The 17,352-nt window shown below is 69.2% G+C and carries 15 protein-coding genes; 11 read left to right on the top strand and 4 right to left on the bottom strand.

The window, feature by feature from the left end; all coding sequences use genetic code 11:
- Window positions 1-2: 2 nt before the first annotated feature.
- From tal to pgl, 4 genes are read left to right on the top strand one after another with little or no spacing between them, the layout of a single operon-like run.
- Window positions 3-1,136, top strand: coding sequence for a transaldolase (tal, locus tag NS2_RS09075; RefSeq protein ID WP_033086864.1), 1,134 nt, complete (start codon window positions 3-5; stop codon window positions 1,134-1,136).
- Between the two features lie 2 nt (window positions 1,137-1,138).
- Entirely contained in the window at window positions 1,139-2,701 is a 1,563-nt protein-coding gene (gene zwf / locus NS2_RS09070; protein ID WP_033086863.1) for a glucose-6-phosphate dehydrogenase, read from the top strand.
- Window positions 2,698-3,606: a glucose-6-phosphate dehydrogenase assembly protein OpcA gene (gene opcA / locus NS2_RS09065; RefSeq protein ID WP_186817586.1), complete on the top strand. Its 909-nt coding sequence runs from the start codon at window positions 2,698-2,700 to the stop codon at window positions 3,604-3,606. The genes zwf and opcA overlap by 4 nt, the downstream gene beginning before the upstream one ends.
- The gene (pgl, locus tag NS2_RS09060; RefSeq protein ID WP_033086861.1) at window positions 3,599-4,333 is read left to right on the top strand and encodes a 6-phosphogluconolactonase; all 735 of its coding nucleotides are present in this window, start codon (window positions 3,599-3,601) and stop codon (window positions 4,331-4,333) included. Before opcA ends, pgl begins: the two co-directional genes overlap by 8 nt.
- A gap of 118 nt (window positions 4,334-4,451) precedes the next feature.
- On the opposite strand, the gene NS2_RS09055 is transcribed toward pgl, so the two are convergent.
- Window positions 4,452-5,105, bottom strand: a complete 654-nt coding sequence (locus NS2_RS09055; RefSeq protein ID WP_096490520.1) for a rhomboid-like protein — start codon at window positions 5,103-5,105, stop codon at window positions 4,452-4,454.
- A gap of 217 nt (window positions 5,106-5,322) precedes the next feature.
- Between NS2_RS09055 and NS2_RS09050 the strand changes: the two genes are divergently transcribed.
- The 3 genes from NS2_RS09050 to NS2_RS09040 all read left to right on the top strand — a co-directional run bounded on the left by NS2_RS09050 (window position 5,323) and on the right by NS2_RS09040 (window position 8,859).
- Window positions 5,323-6,117 (top strand): hypothetical protein, encoded by a 795-nt coding sequence (locus NS2_RS09050; protein ID WP_033086860.1) that lies wholly within the window; start codon window positions 5,323-5,325, stop codon window positions 6,115-6,117.
- 115 nt (window positions 6,118-6,232) lie between these two features.
- Window positions 6,233-7,396, top strand: coding sequence for a lactate 2-monooxygenase (locus tag NS2_RS09045; RefSeq protein WP_033086859.1), 1,164 nt, complete (start codon window positions 6,233-6,235; stop codon window positions 7,394-7,396).
- 317 nt (window positions 7,397-7,713) lie between these two features.
- A complete protein-coding gene (locus tag NS2_RS09040; protein WP_071344081.1) occupies window positions 7,714-8,859 on the top strand; it encodes an FG-GAP repeat domain-containing protein in 1,146 nt (381 codons plus the stop codon).
- A 66-nt stretch (window positions 8,860-8,925) separates the two neighbouring features.
- Here the strand turns inward: NS2_RS09040 and NS2_RS09035 are convergent, their stop codons facing one another.
- Window positions 8,926-10,326 carry an amidase gene (locus NS2_RS09035; RefSeq protein WP_033086857.1) on the bottom strand — a complete coding sequence of 467 codons (1,401 nt, stop codon included), beginning with the start codon at window positions 10,324-10,326 and terminating at the stop codon, window positions 8,926-8,928.
- Between the two features lie 177 nt (window positions 10,327-10,503).
- On the opposite strand from NS2_RS09035, the gene NS2_RS37285 reads away from it, so the two are divergent.
- Window positions 10,504-11,886 (top strand): serine/threonine-protein kinase, encoded by a 1,383-nt coding sequence (locus NS2_RS37285; RefSeq protein WP_096490835.1) that lies wholly within the window; start codon window positions 10,504-10,506, stop codon window positions 11,884-11,886.
- Between the two features lie 6 nt (window positions 11,887-11,892).
- On the opposite strand, the gene NS2_RS09025 is transcribed toward NS2_RS37285, so the two are convergent.
- Window positions 11,893-12,822 carry an alpha/beta fold hydrolase gene (locus NS2_RS09025; RefSeq protein WP_045436886.1) on the bottom strand — a complete coding sequence of 310 codons (930 nt, stop codon included), beginning with the start codon at window positions 12,820-12,822 and terminating at the stop codon, window positions 11,893-11,895.
- Between the two features lie 95 nt (window positions 12,823-12,917).
- On the opposite strand from NS2_RS09025, the gene NS2_RS09020 reads away from it, so the two are divergent.
- The 3 genes from NS2_RS09020 to fadD8 are packed head-to-tail and all read left to right on the top strand — an operon-like array spanning window position 12,918 to window position 16,635.
- A complete protein-coding gene (locus NS2_RS09020) occupies window positions 12,918-13,766 on the top strand; it encodes an SDR family NAD(P)-dependent oxidoreductase (protein ID WP_033086855.1) in 849 nt (282 codons plus the stop codon).
- Window positions 13,767-13,809: 43 nt separating this feature from the next.
- Complete coding sequence (locus tag NS2_RS09015; protein ID WP_147207126.1) at window positions 13,810-15,003, top strand: thiolase C-terminal domain-containing protein; 1,194 nt, start codon at window positions 13,810-13,812, stop codon at window positions 15,001-15,003.
- Window positions 15,004-15,027: 24 nt separating this feature from the next.
- Complete coding sequence (gene fadD8, locus NS2_RS09010) at window positions 15,028-16,635, top strand: fatty-acid--CoA ligase FadD8 (RefSeq protein ID WP_033086853.1); 1,608 nt, start codon at window positions 15,028-15,030, stop codon at window positions 16,633-16,635.
- Between the two features lie 18 nt (window positions 16,636-16,653).
- Here the strand turns inward: fadD8 and NS2_RS09005 are convergent, their stop codons facing one another.
- Window positions 16,654-17,319 (bottom strand): DUF1361 domain-containing protein, encoded by a 666-nt coding sequence (locus NS2_RS09005; RefSeq protein WP_045436872.1) that lies wholly within the window; start codon window positions 17,317-17,319, stop codon window positions 16,654-16,656.
- Between the last annotated feature and the right edge of the window lie 33 nt (window positions 17,320-17,352).

Below are 17,352 nucleotides of genomic sequence, written 5' to 3'. Positions count from 1 at the left end.
TCATGACCCAGAACTCGAACACCGCGGCCCTGTCGGCCGCCGGGGTTTCGGTGTGGCTGGACGATCTGTCGCGTGATCGCATCAAGTCCGGAAATCTGAAGGGCCTGATCGATTCCCGCAATGTCGTCGGCGTCACCACCAACCCGACCATCTTCCAGGGCGCGCTGTCCAAGGGCCACGCCTACGACGAGCAGGTCGGCGAGCTCGCCGCGCGCGGCGCGGACGTCGACTCGGCCATCCGCACCATCACCACCGATGACGTGCGCGCGGCCTGCGACGTGTTCGCCGATGTCTTCGCAGCCACCCACGGCGTCGACGGGCGGGTGTCCATCGAGGTGGATCCGCGCCTGGCCTTCGACACCGACGGCACGGTGGCCCAGGCCATCGAGCTGTGGAAGATCGTGGACCGGCCCAACCTGCTGATCAAGATCCCGGCCACCGAGGCGGGCCTGCCCGCCATCAACCGGGTGATCTCCGAGGGCATCAGCGTGAACGTGACGCTGATCTTCTCGGTGCAGCGCTACGTCGCGGTGATGGGCGCCTACCTCGACGGGCTGCGCAACGCCCACACCGCCGGGCACGACATCGCCAAGATCCATTCCGTGGCTTCGTTCTTCGTCTCCCGCGTGGACACCGAGATCGACAAGCGCCTCGAGGCCATCGGCACCCCCGATGCCCTCGCGCTGCGCGGCAAGGCCGGAATCGCCAACGCGCGCTTGGCCTACGCGGCCTACCGCGACGTGTTCGACGGCGGCAAGCACACCGACAGCTTCGCCAAGCTGTCCTCGGTGGGCGGCGCGAACAAGCAGCGTGCGCTGTGGGCGTCGACCGGTGTGAAGAACCCGGACTACCCCGACACCATGTACATCACCGAGCTGGTGGGCCCGAACACGGTCAACACGCTGCCGGAGAAGACCCTCGAGGCCTTCGCCGATCACGGTGTGCTGGAAGGCAACCGCCTGGACGGGCTGGCCGCCGACGCGCAGCAGGTGTTCGACGACCTCGCCGCGGTGGGCATCGACCTGACCGACGTGTTCGGGGTCCTCGAGACCGAGGGCGTGGACAAGTTCGTCGCCTCCTGGGACGAACTGCTGGTGGCCACCACCGAAAAGCTGCAGGTGGCGGGAGGCAACTGACGGTGGCAGGCGCGGCGACAACGGTCGCGACGCCGAACCCGCTGCGCGATTCACGCGACAGCCGGGTTCCGCGCATCGCTGGACCGAGCAGTGTGGTGATATTCGGCGTGACCGGTGACCTGTCGCGGCGCAAAGTGCTGCCGGCCATCTACGACCTGGCGAACCGGGGGCTGCTGCCCCCGGGCTTCTCGCTGGTCGGCTTCGCGCGCCGGGACTGGACCGACGAGGACTTCGCGAACCTGGTTCACGAGTCGGTGTCGGCGTCCTCGCGCACTCCCTTCCGGGAGGAGGTGTGGCAGCAGCTCAAGGAGGGCCTGCGTTTCGTCCGCGGCACGTTCGAGGACGACGCGGCCTTCCACAAGCTGGCCACCACCTTGAAGGATCTGGATCGGGATCGCGGGACCGGCGGCAATACCGGCTTCTACCTGTCGATTCCGCCCAGCGACTTCCCGATCGTGCTCGAGCAGCTGTCCAAGAACGGTCTGGCGCAACCCGTGGATTCCCCTGCGGGCCAACCCAAGCCGTGGCGGCGGGTGGTGATCGAGAAGCCCTTCGGGCACGACCTGAAGAGCGCCCAGGAACTGAACGCGTTGGTGAACACCGTGTTCCCGGAGCGTTCGGTGTTCCGCATCGACCACTACCTGGGCAAGGAGACGGTGCAGAACATTCTGGCGCTGCGCTTCGCCAACCAGCTGTGGGATCCGATCTGGAACGCCAACTATGTCGACCATGTGCAGATCACCATGGCCGAGGACATCGGATTGGGCGGGCGCGCAGGCTATTACGACGGCATCGGCGCGGCGCGCGACGTCATCCAGAACCACCTGCTGCAATTGCTGGCGTTGACCGCCATGGAAGAGCCGGTGAGCTTCCAGCCCAAGCAGCTCCAGATCGAGAAGATCAAGGTGCTCTCCGCGACCAAACTCGTTGCGCCCCTGGACGAGACGACCGCCCGCGGCCAGTACACCGCGGGCTGGCAGGGCAGCGAGCCGGTGGTGGGGCTGTTGCAGGAGGATGGTTTCGACCCGAATTCCCGCACCGAGACCTACGCGGCCATCACCCTGGCCGTGGCGACGCGGCGCTGGGCGGGCGTGCCGTTCTATCTGCGCACCGGAAAACGATTGGGCCGCCGCGTCACCGAGATCGCGGTGGTGTTCAAGCGCGCCCCGCACCTGCCCTTCGATCAGACCATGACCGAGGAGCTCGGCCAGAACGCGCTGGTCATCCGGGTGCAGCCGGACGAGGGCATCACCATGCGATTCGGGTCCAAGGTGCCCGGGTCCTCGATGGAGGTGCGCGATGTGAACATGGACTTCAGCTACGGCGAGGCGTTCACCGAGGACTCCCCCGAGGCGTACGAGCGGCTCATTCTGGATGTGCTGCTGGGGGTGCCGTCGCTGTTCCCGGTCAACGAGGAGGTCGAATTGTCCTGGCGCATCCTCGATCCCGCGCTCGAGCACTGGGCCGCGACCGGCAAGCCCGACCCGTACGAGGCGGGCGGCTGGGGCCCGGACTCCGCCGACGAGATGCTCGCGCGCAGCGGGCGGGAATGGCGGCGACCGTGATCATCGACATGCCCGACACCGACACCCGCGAGGTGTCCAAACGTCTGGTGCAGCTGCGCGAATCCAACGGCGTGGTCACCATGGGGCGGGTGCTGACCCTGGTGGTGTGCACCCTGGACAGCTCCGAGGCCGAGGACGCCATCGACGCCGCCAACGACGCCAGCCGCGAACACCCCTGCCGGGTGATAGTGCTGGCGCGCGGGGACCGCATGGCGCAGACGCGCCTCGACGCGCAGATCCGCGTCGGCGGGGACGCCGGGGCGGCCGAGGTGATCGTGCTTCGGCTGCAAGGGGATCTGGTGCCCCACGAGTCCAGCGTCGTCATCCCGTTCCTGCTGCCCGACACCCCCGTGGTGGCGTGGTGGCCGCGGGGCGCGCCGGAGTTCCCGTCCAAGGATTCGGTCGGGCGGCTGGCGACCCGCCGCATCACCGACGCCACCTTCGCGGCGGATCCGCAGTCCACCATCAAGGGCCGTCGCGGGTCGTATGCGCCCGGCGACACCGATCTGGCATGGAGCCGGGTCACCTACTGGCGGGCCCTGCTGGCCGCGGCGCTGGACGAGGCCCCGTTCGAACCCGTTGAGTCGGTGACGATTTCGGGCCTGAAGGAAGAGCCCGCGCTGGACATGCTGGCGGGCTGGCTGGCCGCGCGGCTGGACTGCCCGGTGGTGCGGCGCACCGGCGAGCTGAAGGTGGAGATGCACCGGCCCTCGGTGTCGATCTCGATCGCGCGCCCGCAGCACGGGCGCACCGCCACCCTCACCCGCACCGGCGCACCCGATCAGCGCTTCGCGCTGGCGCGGCGCGAGACCAAGGACTGCCTGGCCGAGGAGCTGCGCCACCTCGACGCGGACGACATCTACGCCGAGGCCCTCACCGGAATCGAAAGGGTCACCTATGAGTAAGCCCTCCGTCGAGACCTACTCCGGCACAGACGAACTCGTGGCCGCCGCGGCCGCCCGCTTCGTCACCGAGGTGGTGGAGGCGCAGCGGCTGCGCGGGTCGGCGTCGGTGGTGCTCACCGGCGGCGGCACCGGCATCGCCCTGCTGGAACTGGTGCGCCAGGCCCCCGGCGACATCGACTGGGCCAACCTCGACGTGTTCTGGGGCGACGAGCGTTTCGTGCCCACCGGCGATGCGGACCGCAACGAACTCCAGGCCCGCCAGGCCCTGCTCGACCACCTCCCACTCGACCCGGCCCGCGTGCACCCCACCGAATCCTCCAGCGGCGACTACCCGGACCCGTTGGAGGCAGCGGGCGAGTACGCGGCCACCGTGCACGCCTACCTGGCCGAGCACGGCGCATTCGACCTGCACCTGCTCGGCATGGGCGGTGAGGGCCACATCAATTCGCTGTTCCCGCACACCGACGCCACCCGCGAGGAACACGACCTCGTGGTCGCCGAAACCCACTCCCCCAAACCCCCGGCGGTCCGGATCACCCTAACCCTGCCCGCCATCCGCAAGTCCCGCCACGTGGTGCTCATCGTCTCCGGCGAGGCCAAGGCCGCCGCCGTGGCCGCCGCCCTCAATGGTGCGTCGCCCCTCGACATTCCGGCCGCGGGCGCGATCGGCAGCGAGTCCACCACCTGGCTGCTCGACGAGGCCGCAGCCACCGATCTGCCGCACTGAGAACCGTCGCCGACCGGGCGGGCAGCATCGTGAAAGCGATTGCGGCCCGCCCGGTTTCGTCGTTTCGAACCGTTTCGTCGTCCCAGGCGGTTGCGTCGTACCGGGCCGTGTTCGTCGGTCAGGTCCGTGCGTGGCGGGGCAGGCGCGGGGTCCAGAGGCCCGGGCGACCACCGGTCAGGGGGTAGCAGGCGAAGCCGATCAAGAGCGCGGTGAGGTGGCCGATGTCGGTGAAGTTCGGGTTGATGAGGACCGGGACGATGAAGAAGACTGTCGTCGCCAGCGCGTACCAGTACCGCCAGGGGCGCGTGAGGTGGTACGCGAGGATGCCGACCACTCCGGCCAGTGCGTAGCTGACGCCGACATCCAGACTGAACACCGCGTCGGCGGGGGCGTGGCCGCGGTGGATGGCCCAATACAGCACGCCCTCACTGATATAGGTTGCCCCGACGTGGGCGATGACAAGGCAGACCAGCCAGCGGCGGGTGCCGAGCCAGCGTTCGGCCGGGGCGTGGAAGACGCTGTAGAGGACCAGGTAGACCGGCCAGCCGCCGCCGGGCAGCCAGAAGGCGCTGCTCACCAGCACGCGAATCGGATCCTCGCGCAGGTGATGCAGGTTGGTGGAGCGGTTGCCCAGCAGCACCCGCGCCTCGTCGGGCGGCAGGGAGCGCATCACGATGGTGGTGACCAGCAGCAGCGCCAGCCAGATGTAGGTGCCGGGCGCGCTGCGGACGAACCGCCACACCGCCTGCGCCCGTCCGCCGATCCCCGCCATGCCACCCCTTCGCCTCGAAACGGCCACACTCCGGACCAACCCTGCCCGCTTGAAGCATGGTCGCACCTCACCCGGTCGGGATGATCCGACCGACACACCGATTCACCGCGGCCCGTGCATTCGAAACGGGTAGTCGCCTACTCGCGAATACCTTGCAAGACGCTTCTAGCGTCGGGGGCAGGCGTCGAATGGATCGGCGCGCGGAGGGGAAAAGACAATGATCGACATCATCACCTTGCGGGGAACCGGTGAACAGCGCAATGCCGACGGCACCCCGGCCGGCATGCTGCACGACGTCACCAAACTCCTGGACACCGACAGGTTCAGCTGCTTCGAAGCGGATTGGCCCGCCGCCATCGGCCCGGACCCGAACATGTGGGGCCCCTCGCTGGACACCTCGGTGCGATTGGGAGTCGCCGCCGGAGTCAAAGCCCTGCAGGATTCACCGAATGTGTGTGGGCTGCTGAGCTATTCGCTCGGCGGAATCGTGGCGAGCACCATTCTCGAGGGCGTGCGGGCGGGGGTATACACCAATACCGACGACTCCCCCCTCGAAATCGCGTTCGTGGTCAACATCGCCAATCCCATGCGCCGAGCAGGCCAATCGGTCGGCAACCTCTGTCCCGACACCACCTACGGCCTGCACCGCCGCCGCGGAAAATGGCCCTGGGGCATCGACGTCCGCGAATACGCCAACCCCGACGACATCATCACCTCCTCCCCCGAGGATTCCCCCCTCCGCGCCATCGACACCGCAATCTCCCCGTTCTCCCTGGTAGAAGGCGCCCGAATCGGCAACCTCACCCCGGTGATCTTCCACGAACTCCTGAACTTCCTGCTCCTGGACCCGGTCACCAACCTCAACCGCTACACCGCCGCCGTCCGCGGCCTCCTCGGCTACCTGACCCCCTGGCCCGACGGCCAACACGTCCACTACTCCGGCCACAACATGCCCGGCACGGACGTCCTGTGGACCACCCACGCCGCCGACTACCTGAACGCCACCTACTGACCTGCGCGCACCCGCCATCCTGCCGCCCGGCGAGACCGTATGTGTACTCGGCGGTGACGTCTGCTGGCAGGATGGCAGGGCGCCTCGGGTAGGTGCGCGAACAAGGAGGTTGCGCGTGGCATTCGGTGATTTTCAGAATGAGATCTACTTCAACGGGTTGCGGGGGGTGGTGCCGCAGTATCCGGTGAGTTTCGCGGAGTTGGCCGAGCGGGCGCGGGCGGCGCTGGCGCCGTCGGTGTGGTCGTATGTGGCCGGGGGTGCGGGGGACGAGCGGACCCAGGATGCGAATGTGGCCGCGTTCGATCGGTGGGGGGTGATTCCGCGCATGTTCGTGGGGGCCAAGCAGCGGGATCTGTCGGTGGAGCTGTTCGGGATGAGCTGGCCCGCACCGGTTTTCATGGCCCCGGTCGGGGTGATCGGGTTGTGCGCGCAGGACGGGCACGGGGATCTGGCCACCGCGCAGGCGGCGGCTCGGACCGGGGTGCCGATGGTGGCGTCCACGCTGACCGTGGATCCACTCGAGCAGGTGGCGGCCGAATTCGGCGATACGCCGGGGTTTTTCCAGCTCTACACCCCCACCGACCGGGACCTGGCCGCGAGCCTGGTGGAGCGGGCGGAGAAGGCGGGGTTCAAGGGCATCGTGGTCACCCTCGACACCTGGGTCACCGGTTGGCGGCCGCGGGATCTGTCGACCGGGAACTTCCCGCAGTTGCGCGGGCACTGCCTGGCCAACTACTTCAGCGACCCGGTGTTCCGGGCGAGCCTGGCGCAGTCGCCGGAACAGGATCCGCAGTCGGCGATCCTGAAGTGGATCCAGGTCTTCGGCAATCCGCTGACCTGGGAGGATCTGCCGTGGCTGCGGTCGCTGACGAGCCTGCCGCTGATCGTGAAGGGCATCTGCCATCCCGAGGACGCGCGCCGAGCCAAAGATCTGGGCGTGGACGGGATCTACTGCTCCAATCACGGTGGCCGCCAGGCCAATGGCGGGCTCCCGGCCCTGGACATGCTGCCCGAGGTGGTCGCGGCCGCCGACGGGCTGCCGGTGCTGTTCGACTCGGGCGTGCGCTCGGGCGCGGACATCATCAAGGCCCTGGCCCTGGGCGCGAGCGCGGTCGGCATCGGCCGCCCCTACGCCTACGGGCTGGCCCTGGGCGGCGTCGACGGCATCGTGCACGTGCTGCGCACCCTGCTCGCCGAGGCCGATCTGATCATGGCCGTGGACGGGTACCCGACCCTGAAAGACCTCTCCCCCGAAGCGCTTCGCCCGGTATCGGTCTAATTCGCCAAATAGGAGAACTCCGGGCAGAACGCACCGATCGACGCGCCGATAATGAGGCCGCTCTGGTCGATGGTGAATTCCGTGCCCTTGGTGATCCGATCCGAAATGTGCCCGGGCCCGTCAGGATCGGATCACGCGCGGATCATCCCTCTGGTCGGGTCGGGTGCCGCGCCGGTTTCGGCACTGTGCACGAACCGATTCGCCCCGGTTCCGACAATCGGCCGAATTACGTTGAAGGCCGGTACTTCCCGTAACACGGTGTCCTAGAGTCCGTGGCCACCACCGTTCGGTGGTGTCACCCCGACCCAGGAATACCTATGCAAGCACGCAGTTTCCGCCGTCTTTTCGTCTCCGCCGCGTTGGCTTCCGCGGCCGCGCTCACCGTGCCCAGCGCGGCGTGGGCGGCCGGGGCCATCAGTTTCGCACCGGCGGTCAATTCGCCCTCGGGGGGCTCGTTCCCGTCCTGGGGTCCCGGGCCCGCGCCCATCGGCATGGTCGCCGCGGATTTCGACGGCGACGGCAATCCGGATATCGTGGCCGCCGATTTCCAGGGCAGCGGCCCGATTCTCATGAAGGGCAAGGGCGACGGCACGTTCGCCCCGGGCACCCGGGTCGGTTCGGTCGGCAACGGTTTCGGCGCGATCGCGGTCGGCGACCTCAACGGGGACGGCAAACCCGACGTGGTCGCCCAGGCGTGGACGCAGATCGCGGTGTTCCTCAACAAGGGCGACGGCACCTTCAAGCCGGCCACCACCTCCCTCACCCTCGAGGGCGCGCAGCAGGAGGTGCTGGTCGCCGATGTGAACGGCGACGGCAAGGCCGATGTGCTGAGCCTGCTGCCGACCGGCGTGCAGACCTGGCTGGGCCATGGCGACGGCACCTTGAAGGCGGGCCCGGTGACCACCTTCGGCGGCACGCCCGGCACCTTCACCCTCGGCAAGTTCCACACCGGCGCCAAGGTCGACATGGCCATCAACAACGATGTGTCCCAGCAGGTCGAGGGGTTCTTCGGCAACGGCGACGGCAGCTTCACCCACAAGGGCGCCTCCACCAGCGGCCTGATCACCGAGGACATCCGGGCCGCCGATTTCGACGGGGACGGCATCGACGACATCGTGACCGCGGACTCGTTCTCCTTCAGCACCACCGTGCTGGTCTCGGACGGGCAGGGCGGTTTCAAGAAGACCAACCGCGTCAATCTCTCGGGCCTGGGCCCCACCAGCATCGCGGTCGGCGACTTCGACCACGACGGCAGGATGGATGCGGCCATGTCCGCGGTCCTGAACTCGAAGATGGTCCTGTTCACCGGCAATGGCGACGGAACCCTCACCAAGACCGGCGAATACGACGTCACCGCCCAGCCCCAGACCCCCGCCCTGGCCGACTACAACAAGGACGGCAAGCTCGACATCGCGGTGGCGGGCTCCGCGAACGAGGTGTCGTTCCTGAAGAACATCTCCTGAGTCGATGAGAATGCACTGGCGTACCGGGCTTCTCGACGTTCGCGTACGCCGGTGCATGCTCACCTGCTAGGCGTCCTGGATGCGGCGGAAGGGGCGGGCCGCTTCCAGGGTGTAGGCCAGTTCCAGGAGGGTGCGTTCGTCGCCGTGGGCGGCGGAGAAGAGCATGCCGACGGGCAGGCCTTCGGGGGAAGCGCCCAGGGGAAGCGAAAGGGCCGGGGCGCCGGTCACATTCGCCAAGGGGGTGTAGGTGACGTAGGACAGCAGGCGGTCGAAGACCTCGCCGAAGGGCTGATCGGGGCTGAGATAGCCCAGGCGCGGGGTCACCGAGGCCAGCACCGGGGACACGACCAGTTCGACGTCGCGGAAGGATTCGGCATAGGCGCGGCGGATGCGCCAGAGGCGATACAGGACCGCCGGGGCGCGCAGGGGCGCACCGCGGAAGCGGGCGGCCAGGCCGCGGGTGAACGGATCCAGTTGGGAGGCATCGAAAGCCGGGTCCAGGGTGAGTTTGCCGGTCAGGCCGAGCAGGAACGCCAGCATCGCCCAGTAGGTCGCGAAATCCTCCGCGAAACCGGGGGCGACCGGGTAGGCGATCGGCCGCACCTCGTGGCCGAGGCTCTCCAGCAGTTTCACGGTGTCGTCGAGGACGGCGCGGACGTGAGGATCCAGGGGCGCGCCGGTGATCGGTTCGGCCAGTACGCCGATGCGCAACTTCCGCTGCGCGGGGCCCTCCACGAGTCCGACCGGCGGGAGCGCCGGATTGCGCCAGAAACGTTCGGCCGCGGCGAAATAGGTGGCGGTATCGCGCACCGAGCGGGTCAGCACGCCCTCCGAGACCAGGTTGATGGGCATCGAGCGGGCCTGCGGGCCGTCGATGTGGCGGCCCCGGGTCGGCTTCAGGCCGACCAGGCCGCAGCAGGCGGCGGGGATGCGGATCGAGCCGCCGCCGTCGTTGCCGTGCGCGATCGGGACCACGCCCGCGGCCACCAGCGCGGCCGAGCCGCCCGAGGAAGCGCCCGAGGAGAATCCGGTGTCCCACGGGTTGCGGGTGGGTTCGGCACCGGCGAATTCGGTGGTCGCGTTCAACCCGAATTCGGGCAGGGTGGTCTTGCCGAGCACGGTCATGCCGCTGGCACGGAACTGTTTCGTGTACGGCCCGTCGGCCTTGGCGGGCCGGGCCCGCCAGGCGGCGCTGCCGTGCTGGGTGGGCACCCCGGACAGGTCGGTGTTGTCCTTGACGTAGGTGGGCACCCCGAACAGCAGCGCGTCGCGGTCCGCCGACACCTGCGGGGTATCCGGTTGCGCCACAATCGCGTTCAGTTCCGGATTCACCTTCGCCGCGCGTTGGCGGGCCGCCTCGGCGACCTCGGCGGCGCTGAGCTCGCCGCGGCGGATCAACTCGGCGATCGCCACCCCGTCGTGGTCACCGAGCGCGTCCTCGGTGAAGGCGTGTACTCGCACGGTCATGAACCGGGCCTCCTCATCGAAACTCGTGCACCCGACTTCGCCCGACCCTACACAAACTGGACGAACGAACAGAATGGTTCCCGGGTCAGGATCCGGACTCGATGTGGCAGCGCCGATATCGGCCCGGGTCGAACGGGAAACCCTGCGCTACCGCCGCGACGGGTGAAAACTGTGGCCATGGTGCTGGCGCCGGGAACGGTCTTCGCCGGGTTCACGATCGAAGCCCTGCTGGGCCGCGGCGGCATGGGCGAGGTGTACCGCGCCCGCCATCCGCGGCTACCGCGTCGGGTGGCGGTCAAGGTGCTCACCGACGACGCCGCGCGCGATCAGGAATTCCGGGCCCGGTTCGAGCGCGAGGCCGATCTCGCCGCGCGCACCAACCACCGCAATATCGTGACCGTCTTCGACCGCGGGGTCGAGGCGGGGCGGCCGTGGATCTGCATGGAGTTCGTCGACGGCACCGACGTCGCGGTCCTGTTGCGCCGCAACCCTTCCGGGTTGCCGGCCCCCCAGGCCCTGCACATCCTCACCCAGGCCGCGGCCGGTATCGACCACGCCCACCGCCTGGGCCTGCTGCACCGCGACATCAAACCCGCCAATATCCTGCTCGCCCCGGGCGATCCCGGCGAGGGTGAGCGAGTCCTGGTCTCGGACTTCGGCATTGCCCGCAGTCTCGACGAAACCCAGGGACTGACCGGCACCGGCTCGTTCGTGGCCACCATCGCCTACGCCGCCCCCGAGACCTTCACCGACGCCCCGGTCGGCCCGCGCGCGGACCTCTACGCCCTGGGCGCAACGCTTTTCGAGATGCTCACCGGCGCGGTGCCTTTCGCCCGCGCGACCCCGGCCGCGGTCATGCACGCCCACCTCTACGACCCGCCGCCCGCACCGCCCGATCTGCGTCCCGGCCTGCCGGACGCCTTCGACACCGTCATCGCCCGTGCGCTGGCGAAGGATCCGGACCGCCGCTTCGGCACCGCGCGGGAACTTGCCGCCGCCGCGACCGCCGCCCTGCAAACGGTCCCTCCCCGGCGGGGGTCGATGACATCGACCCCCGCCGCGGGCGCATCGCCGCCGCCCGCCGGGCCGACCCACCGCCCCGGCGCACGACGCCGTACCGCCCACGCCGGATCTCGTTCGGACACAGCGTCACCCACGCCGCCCCGCGCGGGACGTCCCAGCGGGACCACGCCACCGCGCGCGGGCCGCCCGACCGACTCCACACCACCCCGCGCAGACCACCACGCCGGCACCACGCCGCCCCGCGCAAAGCACCCCAGCGGCGCGACGCCCGGATCGATCGCGCGCCCGCCGCAACCGGATCCGGGGCGGGCGCGGCGGTGGGTGATCGGGGTGCTGGCCGCGGCGGGGGTGGTCACCGTGCTGGTGCTCGGTTCGCACGGGCTGCGTGCGAACCGAGACGAGCTGCCGCCGTGTCCGAGCAGTGAGGCGCAGTCCGCGCCGAGCGCCGATCAGGGGGTTCCGACGGCTCCGCCGCTGGGTGTTCCGGCCGCGACGACGGTGGCGGTGCCGGGCCAGAATTGCCGGGTCGTCAATTGAATTCGGTCAGCTGTTCAGGTCCAGGCTCTTCAGACTCGCGAGCAGGAAGGCGTTGACGGCTTCGGTCTGCTCGAGCTGGACCAGGTGGCCCGCGCCCGGGACCTCCACGACCTCGCGCAGGTCGGACACGTTGGCGCGCAGCGTGGCCAGGGGGTCGCGGCCGCTGAAACCTTCCATGTCGGGGTCGTTTTCGCCGTAGAGGAAGTAGGTGGGGACTTCGATCTCGGCATCGGCGTAGGCGGCGGTCAGGTCCCAGTTGCGGTCGAGGTTGCGGTACCAGTTGAGGCCGCCGGTGAAGCCGGTGCGCTCGAAATCGGCTACCAGGGTGTCGAATTCGGATTGGGAGAGCCAGGGCCACGGGAGGGCGGGAGCCTGCGGGAGGACGTCGAGGTAGCCCAGGCCGGGCGGGTTCTTCCAGGTGTCGAGGTAGTGGTAGTCGGCGGAGAGGGAGTAGTAGATCCGCGCCAGGAAGGAGCGGGGGTCGGCGGCGAGTTCGGCATCGGCGACGCCGGGGGTCTGGAAGTAGGACAGGTGCAGGAAGTGGCGTTCGGCGGCCTTGGTCCAGTAGGCCGAGGGGGCGCGCGGTGGGCGCGGGGCGAACGGGTTGTTCAGGACCATGGCCGCGGCCACCCGGGCGGGCTCGCGCAGGCTCAGTTCCCAGACCAGTTGCGCGCCGAAATCCAGGCCGACGAAGACGGCCTTCTCCGCGCCGATGTCGTCGAGCAGGGCCAGCAGGTCGCCGATGACGGCCTCGTTGGTGTAGGCCGCGGGATCCTCGGGGGCGTCGGTGCGGCCGTATCCGCGCAGGTCGGGGGCCAGGGCGCGGTAGCCCGCGGCGGCCAGGGCGTCGAGCTGGCGATGCCACATGAACCAGGTGTGCGGGAACCCGTGACAGAACACCACCGGGAAGCCCTCGCCTTGGTCCGCGACATGCATGCGGACCTCCCCGGTGTCGATCGTCCGATGCGTCAGTTCCACTCCGCCTCCAATTTCTAGAACACGTTCCTATTTCAAGGTAATGTCCTGAGGTCGTGAGCGAAATACCCAAGATTCTGGCCGGGAAGGTCGCGGTGGTGACCGGGGCCAGCCGGGGCATCGGCAAGGGCATCGCCCTGGAGCTGGGCGCGGCCGGGGCGACCGTGTACGTCACCGGGCGCACCGTCACGGCCGGGCACCTGCCGGGCACCGTGGCCGCCACCGCCGCCGAGATCACCGAACTCGGCGGGACCGGGGTGGCGGTGGTGTGCGATCACCGCGACGACGCCGCCGTGGAGAAGCTGTTCGCGCAGGTGCGCGCGGAGCAGGGCCGCCTGGACGTCCTGGTCAACAATGTCTACGACGCGCCGGGCTCGGCGCGCTGGATCGGGCGCAAGTTCTGGGAGGTGCCACCCAAGGCATGGGACGCGGGCTTCGATATCGGCGTCCGATCCCATTACGTGGCAAGCGTTTTCGCAGCTGCGCTGATCATCGAGTCGCAGGGGCTGATCGTGAGCGTGTCCTCGCCGGGCGCGGTCCGCCAGATGCACAATGCGGTCTACGGCGTCGGCAAGGCCGCCGTGGACCGGCTCACCGCCGATCTGGCCCACGATCTCGAGGGTACCGGCGCGACGGCGGTATCGATCTGGCCGGGCATCGTCAATACCGAACTGCTGCAAATGGTTCCGCCCGACGCGCAGGGCCGCCGCCTGGTCACCCTGCCCGGCGAGGGCACCTACGACCTGGATCAGGCCGAGACACCGCGCTTCCCGGGCCGCGCCGTGGTGGCGCTGGCCGCAGATCCGGATCGCCTGGCGCGCACCGGAAAAGCCTGGAAGGTCGCCGATCTGGCGCAGGCGTACGGCTTCACCGACCTCGACGGCCGCATCCCGCGCGCCGATTAGACAACACGAATTACGTTCCCTAAGAACAGGAGTGGACAACCCTATGCGACGCGTTTTCGTCGTCGGCGTGAACATGACGCCGTTCGTCAAGATCGGTTCCCGCGAGTGGACCTACCCGCAGATGGTCGCCGAGGCCGTGAACGGCGCACTCGAGGACGCGGGCGTCACCTACGACCAGGTGCAGCGCGCCGCGGTCGGCTACGTCTTCCAGCCCTCGGCCGCCGGGCAGCGCGCCCTCTACGACATCGGCCTGACCGGCATCCCGATCGTGAACGTGAACAACAACTGCGCCACCGGCTCCACCGCGCTCATGTTCGCCCGCGAGTGGGTGGCCGCCGGGATCACCGATGTGGCACTGGCGGTCGGGTTCGAGCAGATGACCAAGGAGGCCATGGCCGGTCCGGCCACCAAGCCCAAGGTCACCACCGTCGACGCGCACCTCGAGGTCAACCGCGAGCACTTCGAGTTCTCGGCCGCGCCGATCACCACCCAGTTCTTCGGCAATGCCGCCATCGAGCACATGAAGCGCTACGGCACCACCCCCGAGCAGCTGGCGGCGGTCGCGGTCAAGAACCACGAGCACTCGACCCGGAATCCCCTCGCACAGTTCCAGGATGCCTACACCCTCGAGCAGGTGCTGGGCGACAAGCCGGTGCACGGGCCGCTGACCCGCTCGCAGTGCTCGCCCATGTCCGACGGCGCGGCCGCGGCGGTCGTGGTGCGCGAGGAGTTCGTCAGGGCCAACGGCCTGGAAGGCCAGGCCATCGAGATCCTGGCCCAGGAGCTGGCCACCGATGACGGCAACTCCTTCTCCACCGGTTCCATGATCGACGTGGTGGGTGCGCCCAGGACCCGGGCCGCGGCCTCGAAGGTGTTCGCGCGCGCGGGCATCGGGGTCGCCGATGTCGATGTGATCGAGCTGCGCGACTGCTTCACCATCAACGAGCTCATCACCTACGAGGCGCTGGGCCTGTGCGGCGAGGGCGAGTCCGGGGCGCTGGTCGAGTCGGGCGCGACCACCTACGGCGGCACCTGGGTGGTCAACCCGTCGGGCGGGCTCATCTCCAAGGGTCACCCGCTCGGCGCGACCGGTCTGGCGCAGTGCACCGAATTGAGCTGGCAGCTGCGCGGATTGGCGGGCGAACGTCAGGTGGCGGGCGCGCGCACGGCGCTGGCGCACAATCTGGGCCTGGGTGGCGCGGTGGTCGTCACCCTGTACGCGGCCCACACGGCGTGAGAATCGGACGGAGTTGAGAATCCCATGACCACACTCGATCCCGACACTCTGCTGCGGCTGCCCGTGCACAACGGCCACGCCCTGGTGGCCGGGCTCAAACGGCACCGCAACCGGCCGGTGCTGACGCTGGGCGACCACATCCTCACCGGCGGTGAGGTATTGGACGGCATGAGCCGCTACATCGACGCCTTCGCCGAGCACGGCGTCACCACCGGCACCCCGGTCGGGGTGCTGGCGCTGAACCGGCCCGAGGTGCTGTTCACCATCGGCGCGGGCCAGATCGTGGGTTCGCGGCGCACCGCCCTGCACCCCATCGGCGGTCTGGACGATCACGCGTATGTGCTTGCCGACGCGGGCATCTCGACACTCATCCTGGATCCGGTGCCCGCGTTCGTGGCGCGCGCCCGCGAGCTGGTCGACATGGTGCCGACGCTGACCAAGATCCTGGTGCTGGGCCCGGTGCCCGAGGCGCTGGCCGACGTCGGGGCGGATCTGCTCGCGGCCGCCGACAAGTACGCGCCACACGACGTGCAGGCCGTCGAGCTGCTGCCCACCGATGTCATCTCGATCAGCTACACCGGCGGCACCACCGGCAAGCCCAAGGGCGTGGTCGGCACGGCGGCGACCATGAACACCATGACCCAGATCCAGCTCTCGGAATGGGAATGGCCCAAGCGCCCGAAATTCCTGATCTGCACGCCGCTTTCGCATGCGGGCGCGGCGTTCTTCCTGCCGGTCGTACTGCTGGGCGGGCAATGCGTGGTGCTGCCGCGCTTCGACGCGGGCGAGGTGCTGCGCGCAATCGAGGAGCACAAGATCTCGGCGACCATGCTGGTGCCCTCGATGCTGTACGCGCTGCTGGACCACCCCGATTCGCACACCCGCGACCTGTCCTCGCTCGAGACCGTCTACTACGGGGCGGCCGCGATCGACCCGAATCGGTTGCAGGAGGCCATCGATCGGTTCGGGCCGATCTTCGCCCAGTACTTCGGGCAGTCCGAGGCGCCGATGGCGATCAGCTATCTGGGCAAGGACGAGCACGACAAGGACCGGCTGACCTCGTGCGGGCGGCCCTCGGTGGCGGTGCGGGTGGCGCTGCTCGACCCCGACGACCGGCAGGTCGCCCAGGGCGAGGTCGGCGAGATCTGTGTGTCGGGGCCGCTGCTGGCCGCGGGGTACCTGAATCTGCCCGAGGTCACCGCCGACACCTTCAAGAACGGGTGGCTGCGCACCGGTGACCTGGCCCGGCAGGACGAGGACGGGTTCCTGTTCATCGTCGGGCGGTCCAAGGACATGGTGGTCACCGGCGGGTTCAACGTGTTCCCGCGCGAGGTGGAAGACGTTGTCTCCGAACACCCGAAGGTGCTCACCGTCGCGGTCGTCGGGGTGCCGGACGCGCATTGGGGTGAGGCGGTGACCGCGGTGCTGGTCCTCGACGCCGACACCGCCGCCGATCCGGCCGCCGTGGCGACGGTCACCGCCGAGATCCAGGCGGCGGTCAAGCAGCGCAAGGGTTCGGTGCAGGTGCCCAAGCATGTCGTGGTGATCGAGGAGTTGCCGCTGACCGGCCTCGGCAAGCCGGACAAGAAGGCCATCCGCGTGCTCGCCGCGGAACGGCTGGGCCTGGCCTGATCGACCGGGGGCGCTCGGCTAGGCGAACTTCCGGGTTCGGAGCAGCCGGGCGGCCCTGTGCAGGCTCACCATCCCCGTCTCGACGACCGCGCGGGTCACGAAGTGCCCCAGCCCGGTTGCCACGAACACCGCCGCGATCAAGACCGGCGCCCAGTTCCAGCTCAGCGCCAGCAGCATCCGGTCGAGGGTGCCGCGCGGTTGCACCACCGGCTCCCAGCTGTTCAACCGCACCCAGCGGCCCAGGAAAACCCCTACCGCACACAGCAGGTGGACGGTGAGGGTGACCGGGGTGCGCCACGCGCCCAGCCCGCGCCCCTCCAGGAAGCGTCCCAGCTCGGCCAGCACCAGGTAGTAGGCGACGAATCCCGAGGCGATGAACACCGCGTACACCGGCAGGATCGTCGTGACCACCGGCCCGTTGCCGGCCGCGCGGATATCGTCGCGCAGATGCACCAGGTCGGTCACCACGTACGGCGCGTTGGGCAGGAACAACACCAGCAGCGCGACCCCGCCCCACCACACCGGCGAAATCGGTAGTCGCCGTTCGTCCTCGCGCCCACCCCGGAACGCCAGCAGCGCCAAAGCGACCGGGATCCAAGCCAATACGGTGTTCCACACCATCCAGAACAGATTCCGGTCCAGCACCCCAGCAAGGCTCGGCGCGACCGTCTTCACCGGGTCCATTCGTTCATGATGCAGACCGTTTGCCGGACACGC

Source organism: Nocardia seriolae NBRC 15557, assembly GCF_007990715.1.
GTDB classification, from domain to species: Bacteria; Actinomycetota; Actinomycetes; order Mycobacteriales; family Mycobacteriaceae; genus Nocardia; species Nocardia seriolae.
The sequence above is the reverse complement of the archived record's forward strand: the minus strand, read 5'-3'. Positions and strand labels throughout refer to the sequence as shown.

What these genes read in the sequence shown, in the direction of transcription:
- fadD8 (WP_033086853.1), top strand. Translation starts at nt 15,028, where the DNA reads ATGACCACACTCGATCCCGACACTCTGCTGCGGCTGCCCGTGCACAAC.
- NS2_RS09035 (WP_033086857.1), bottom strand. Translation starts at nt 10,326, where the DNA reads ATGACCGTGCGAGTACACGCCTTCACCGAGGACGCGCTCGGTGACCAC.
- NS2_RS09005 (WP_045436872.1), bottom strand. Translation starts at nt 17,319, where the DNA reads ATGGACCCGGTGAAGACGGTCGCGCCGAGCCTTGCTGGGGTGCTGGAC.
- NS2_RS09055 (WP_096490520.1), bottom strand. Translation starts at nt 5,105, where the DNA reads ATGGCGGGGATCGGCGGACGGGCGCAGGCGGTGTGGCGGTTCGTCCGC.
- NS2_RS09025 (WP_045436886.1), bottom strand. Translation starts at nt 12,822, where the DNA reads ATGCATGTCGCGGACCAAGGCGAGGGCTTCCCGGTGGTGTTCTGTCAC.
- pgl (WP_033086861.1), top strand. Translation starts at nt 3,599, where the DNA reads ATGAGTAAGCCCTCCGTCGAGACCTACTCCGGCACAGACGAACTCGTG.
- tal (WP_033086864.1), top strand. Translation starts at nt 3, where the DNA reads ATGACCCAGAACTCGAACACCGCGGCCCTGTCGGCCGCCGGGGTTTCG.
- NS2_RS09015 (WP_147207126.1), top strand. Translation starts at nt 13,810, where the DNA reads ATGCGACGCGTTTTCGTCGTCGGCGTGAACATGACGCCGTTCGTCAAG.
- NS2_RS37285 (WP_096490835.1), top strand. Translation starts at nt 10,504, where the DNA reads ATGGTGCTGGCGCCGGGAACGGTCTTCGCCGGGTTCACGATCGAAGCC.
- NS2_RS09050 (WP_033086860.1), top strand. Translation starts at nt 5,323, where the DNA reads ATGATCGACATCATCACCTTGCGGGGAACCGGTGAACAGCGCAATGCC.
- NS2_RS09040 (WP_071344081.1), top strand. Translation starts at nt 7,714, where the DNA reads ATGCAAGCACGCAGTTTCCGCCGTCTTTTCGTCTCCGCCGCGTTGGCT.